Below are 2,512 nucleotides of genomic sequence, written 5' to 3'. Positions count from 1 at the left end.
GCAGGGCGGTCGCCTCGCCGGCGATGATGTCGAAGGCCAGCGTCAGCAAGGCATCGCCAGCCAGGATGGCGGTCGCCTCGTCGAAGGCTCTGTGCACGGTCGGCTGGCCACGACGCAGGTCATCGTCGTCCATGGCGGGCAGGTCGTCGTGTATCAGCGAATAGCAATGCACGCATTCAAGTGCGGCGGCGACACGCAGTGTCGCCTCGCCATCGGCGGAAAAAAGGGCGGCACTTTCCATGACCAGGAAGGGCCGCAGGCGCTTGCCGCCGTTCAGCACGCCGTGCCGCATGGCTGCCATCAACCGCTCAGGCCGGGCGATCTCGCCCGAAAGCGCGCGGTCGTCGAGCAGCCGCCGCAGCAGCACCTCGACGGCGGCAGCGCGTCGGATGAGCGCCATTTCGAACGCCATTTGGTCGTCATTCGTCATGGCCGGGACCGGTAGCCGACACTCAGACGTTGCGCAAGAAGGCAAGCGCCATTATGCCGGAGCAGTATGAGCCCGTTTGGAAACTCTGCTCCTGCGGTCATCTGAGGGCGTTTTCTGCGCTTCCGGTGCTTGCGTACTCTAATGTACGCTCCGCTCCGGTTCTCGAAAACACCGTCACATGACTCACAGGAGCGCGTTTCAAAACGAGCTCTCTGGCACGGGTTGGGCGGCTTGGCGGAACCGATCGTCGATCATGAAACCGAAAAGCTGGACATGGCGACGAGATCGCGAGGCGTAAATCGCCGCGGTCTCAAACGCTGGGTCCGGCGCGGCATCGTCGTGGCTGCGGTGCTGGCTTTGATTCCGGTCGTGCTGACCTTTCTCTACCTGCCGTTCTTCGTGCATCCTGTCTCGACGCTGATGTTGAAGGACCTGGCGACGTTCTCCGGTTACGACCGCCGCTGGGTGTCGCTCGACGACGTGTCGCCGGTGCTGGCCAATTCCGTCATCATGTCGGAGGATGGGCAGTTCTGCTTTCATCGTGGCGTCGATCTCGGCGAGCTGAGAGGCGTCGTCGACGACGCGCTGGCCGGCGAAGCGACGCGCGGTGCCTCGACCATCACCATGCAGACGGTAAAGAACCTGTTTCTGTGGTCGCGGCCGCTGGGCTCGGTGCGCAAGGTGGTCGAATTGCCGCTGGCCGTCTATTTCGATGCGGTGATGTCGAAACGGCGCATCATGGAAATCTACCTCAACATCGCCGAGTGGGGGCCGGGCATCTACGGCATCGAGGCCGCGGCACAACACCATTTCGGCGTTTCGGCAAAACAGCTGTCGCGACGGCAGGCCGCCCTGCTTGCGGTCTCCTTGCCAAATCCGATCGCCCGCAATCCGGCCAAGCCCGGGCCTGGCCTGAGGCGGCTTGCCAATCTGATCGAGCGGCGAGCCGGCCGCTCAGGCGCCTATGTCGGTTGTCTCCGCTAGACGATCCAAAAAAATTCGCGCCAGTGCTGGCCAAAACGGCACAGGGCGTGTATAGGCACCCGACTTTCTCAGATTTAGGCCCCGACATGGCCCTTTCACGAGGGCGGGCGGGGCTTTTGACCATGTAGTGGAGCATATCCATGGCCGTTCCGAAACGTAAAACCTCTCCGTCCAAGCGCGGCATGCGCCGCTCGGCCGACGCCCTCAAGGCTCCGACCTATGTCGAGGACAAGAATTCCGGCGAAATGCGCCGTCCGCACCATATCGACCTGAAGACCGGCATGTATCGCGGTCGCCAGGTGTTGACGCCCAAGGAAAGCTGAGCCCAGCTTTTTCAAAGGTTTGAATTTCCATAAGGACCGGCCGGTGGCTGGTCCTTTTGCGTTTGGGCCGGTCGGCAGCGCATTTCGAGGCGTGCACCGCAGGCGTTGCAAATCCTTCGGCCGGCAACCGGCTGACATGGTTGTTGCGTGCGGTCTTCGACCGTGTTCAACGCTGCCATCGAAACATCTTGACGGCGTGCCTGTGGCGCATTCTACAAAGGATTGCCCCCACATGGAGACGCCAGATGTTCGGTGCCATTCCGCTGCTGATCGTGCCTTTCGTGCTCTACAACCTCGGACTGTTGGGAATTTTCGGCAGCGGTGACGATCCTTGGGCGAGCGAGGTCTTCTCCTTCAGTATGATGTCGGGCGGCGTGTTCTCGATGACGCTGGGCGACCTGATGATACTGATCGGGCTGGTCTTCCTGTTCCTCGAAATGGCGAAGTCGGTGCGCACGACCAACGCCTCGATCATGGACCATCTTCTGTCGACGCTGGTGTTCGTGGCCTTCCTGGTCGAGTTCCTGCTGGTGAAGGGCGCGGCCCATTCCGTCTTCTTCACGCTGATGATCATCGCGCTGTTCGATGTGCTGGCCGGATTCGCGGTGTCGATGCGATCGGCGAGCCGGGACATCAATTTGAATTAGGTCCCCAGCGCGGAAGGCGGAAGTTTGACGGGCGCTTGCGCTGACAGTTGTCGGAAACGCCCGTAACGTCGTCATCCTCGGGTCTCCGCGATGGAGCTTCGCTCCTGCTCCGCCCGTGGATGACGAAG

General features: G+C 61.7%; 4 protein-coding genes. 3 read left to right on the top strand and 1 reads right to left on the bottom strand.

Translation table 11 applies throughout. The features are described from left to right. On the bottom strand, positions 1-430 hold a 430-nt coding region (locus tag EOB49_RS37925), incomplete at its 3' end, for a polyprenyl synthetase family protein (RefSeq protein ID WP_245472809.1). A gap of 222 nt (positions 431-652) precedes the next feature. On the opposite strand from EOB49_RS37925, the gene EOB49_RS23730 reads away from it, so the two are divergent. The 3 genes from EOB49_RS23730 to EOB49_RS23720 all read left to right on the top strand — a co-directional run bounded on the left by EOB49_RS23730 (position 653) and on the right by EOB49_RS23720 (position 2,384). Further along, positions 653-1,414: a transglycosylase domain-containing protein gene (locus tag EOB49_RS23730; RefSeq protein ID WP_127319735.1), complete on the top strand. Its 762-nt coding sequence runs from the start codon at positions 653-655 to the stop codon at positions 1,412-1,414. 140 nt (positions 1,415-1,554) lie between these two features. Next, positions 1,555-1,737, top strand: a complete 183-nt coding sequence (gene rpmF, locus EOB49_RS23725; RefSeq protein WP_008834724.1) for a 50S ribosomal protein L32 — start codon at positions 1,555-1,557, stop codon at positions 1,735-1,737. Positions 1,738-1,982: 245 nt separating this feature from the next. Then, positions 1,983-2,384 (top strand): hypothetical protein, encoded by a 402-nt coding sequence (locus tag EOB49_RS23720; RefSeq protein ID WP_127382396.1) that lies wholly within the window; start codon positions 1,983-1,985, stop codon positions 2,382-2,384. Positions 2,385-2,512: the final 128 nt, after the last annotated feature.

This window comes from Mesorhizobium sp. M7A.F.Ca.MR.148.00.0.0 (genome assembly GCF_003997735.1).
Lineage (GTDB): Bacteria > Pseudomonadota > Alphaproteobacteria > Rhizobiales > Rhizobiaceae > Mesorhizobium.
This window is presented reverse-complemented; position numbering and strand designations above follow the sequence as displayed.

Coding starts and splice junctions, on each gene's coding strand:
- rpmF (WP_008834724.1), top strand. CDS start 1,555: ATGGCCGTTCCGAAACGTAAAACCTCTCCGTCCAAGCGCGGCATGCGC.
- EOB49_RS23720 (WP_127382396.1), top strand. CDS start 1,983: ATGTTCGGTGCCATTCCGCTGCTGATCGTGCCTTTCGTGCTCTACAAC.